Origin of the sequence: Gelidibacter sp. (genome assembly GCF_035577925.1) — a bacterium.
Lineage (GTDB): Bacteria > Bacteroidota > Bacteroidia > Flavobacteriales > Flavobacteriaceae > Gelidibacter.
On sequence record NZ_DATJCY010000100.1, the window covers coordinates 1 to 2,261 of the forward strand.

The window sequence follows — 2,261 nt, forward strand, 5'->3', positions numbered from 1 at the left end:
ACAAAGAAAAACGCAACGATGCTAAGTTAGTAGTTTTGGCATTAGTGAGTCCTGTCTAAATACACAAAGTTTCATACTTGATTGACAGGCGTAAAGTTGTAAAATAAGTTTTTGATTTCAATATTTGTCGAAATAATTTTGTTTGGAAGTTTACTATTTGTTTTTTTGACGATATTTTCGCTAAAAAAACTTTTAAATTTTTTCCAACACGTTTTCTTAATTAAAAATGAGTCCTGTCTAAATACACAAAGTTTCATACTTGATTGACAGGCGTAAATTTGCAAAATAAGTTTTTGATTTCAATATTTGTCGAAATAATTTTGTTTGGAAGTTTACTATTTGTTTTTTTTGACGATATTTTCGCTAAAAAAACTTTCAAATTAAAAGAAAAAGCCTCCTTTATGTTTTTTTCTGACACATATCTATAAATTCTTCCGAAATTTATTGCAATTCCCATATTATAAGCAAAGAGACTGGTTTTAAACAACCCTCTAACCTTTAATTTCCCTGCCTGGGTCTTGGTTTTAAACTCTTTCATTAAAGCTTCAACGTTAGGTCTTATTTTTCGCCGTTCTTTTGGAATACTGTTGATATTGCGATTTCGCTTATTTCGCAAATAATCCTTATGGTTAAAATAAAACCTCCCTTTATCTTTAAATATTTGGCATTTCTGATTTAGTGGACACCCTTTGCAGATACTTAAATCGAATTGTCCTTTATGATGCTTTGGAGTTGGTTTTGAAGTTACTTTTTGATGAGGGCATTCTACGATGTAACTTTCTGATTTTTCATCTAGTTGTTCTATTTTTTTTGGTATTTCACTCTCACGTCCTCTGACTGCTGTAGTAATTTGAGTGATTTTCAACTTCAGTAATGCTTTGTCGTTATCTTGGCTACCATAACCACCATCTGTGTGTATTTCATTTAATTCGGGAGTTTTTTCTTTGAGATTTTCAATGCGCTGGTTTAATATTACGCTATCGTCAATATTATTGGGATTAACGCCCACATCAGTAACTAATTGTACAGGATTTTCAGGGTTTGCCGTTTCAGTGCCATTTATTGTATATCCTTTATTATGCTGTCCATTCTTTTTCCGATAGGTTGCTTCTTGATCATCAGGAGATTGCAACATTTTACTGCTTAACTCATCGTTAGCCTTAGGTGAGACTTGCTCATGAACAACAACAAAATGCTCTTTGTACACACGCTCAAAATTGACAAACGCTTTTTCTCCTTCATATGTAGCTTTACCCTCTATTATAGTATGTACAGCGTGGTATACTTTTCCAAGCTTCTCTAATTCCCGTGGCAACTCATTTGATTTTAATGCATAGACGTATTTATCGGAGCCCGTTTTTAAATAAGCCTGTAATAGCTTGCTAATTTGAGTTTTATCTTCTTCTTGAAGTATCCTTTCTAATCGTAGCAATACTTCAATCAATAATTGGACTCTCGAATACTTCTTTATGTTACTAGATATCAACGTAGAGTCTGTCCTTTGAATATCTGTCTTTAGCTTAAGTTGTTTGATTTGTTGAGCCGTTAAATTATCGAAAACTTGTTCAATTAAATTAATTCCTGTTTGTTCTTCATACTCCAAAATTCTGTTTTGAAAATTAAAAAGTGTTGCTCTGGAAAAAGGTTGCTCATCAATCGAAACCATACCAAGTGCTGTCTTAAATCGCATATCAAACATCACACTTTCCATTAACTCATTGTAACTAATCCCTCTAAACTCTTTTAATATCATAGCCGAAACTAAAATGTTTGCAGCAACATTTGGCCTGCTCGCTTTTGTAGAATACAATGGCTTAAAAGCCATCTCATCTATATTGCTGAATATAAGTTTATAAAACCACTTTTCCTTAGAGTTGTCAAGTAACTCGCGTTGTTTCTTACTAAGCTCTGTGGTATAACTGAATAAATTTAATTGACTATTTGCTTTAAACATATCATATTCGGTGTTAAATACTACAGTAAAGATACGCATTATATTACTTATATTCAAATATTTAACGTAAATAATTAAACTATTCAGCCCTGATTATCAAACACTTGCAAAGCTATTGGCAGTATTTGAAAACCTCTCATAATGAAGCATTCAAAAATCAATTAAGAGGTTTAATAATTTGCCTAAATTTTATTGTTAATCTGAATTCTTTGACTCTTTGACCTTTTTAGACTGGACTCAACTGATGGAAAATAGAAAAGCTGATCTTCTACTTTTAGATTCTCCAAGATAAAAGCGTGAACAATAC

1 protein-coding gene is annotated in these 2,261 nt (G+C 31.9%); it reads right to left on the reverse strand.

Annotated features, from left to right (window positions below; all coding sequences use genetic code 11):
* Positions 1-253: 253 nt before the first annotated feature.
* Positions 254-1,993, reverse strand: coding sequence for a transposase (locus VNJ50_RS03470; RefSeq protein ID WP_325579085.1), 1,740 nt, complete (start codon positions 1,991-1,993; stop codon positions 254-256).
* Positions 1,994-2,261: the final 268 nt, after the last annotated feature.

What these genes read in the sequence shown, in the direction of transcription:
- VNJ50_RS03470 (WP_325579085.1), bottom strand. Translation starts at nt 1,993, where the DNA reads ATGCGTATCTTTACTGTAGTATTTAACACCGAATATGATATGTTTAAA.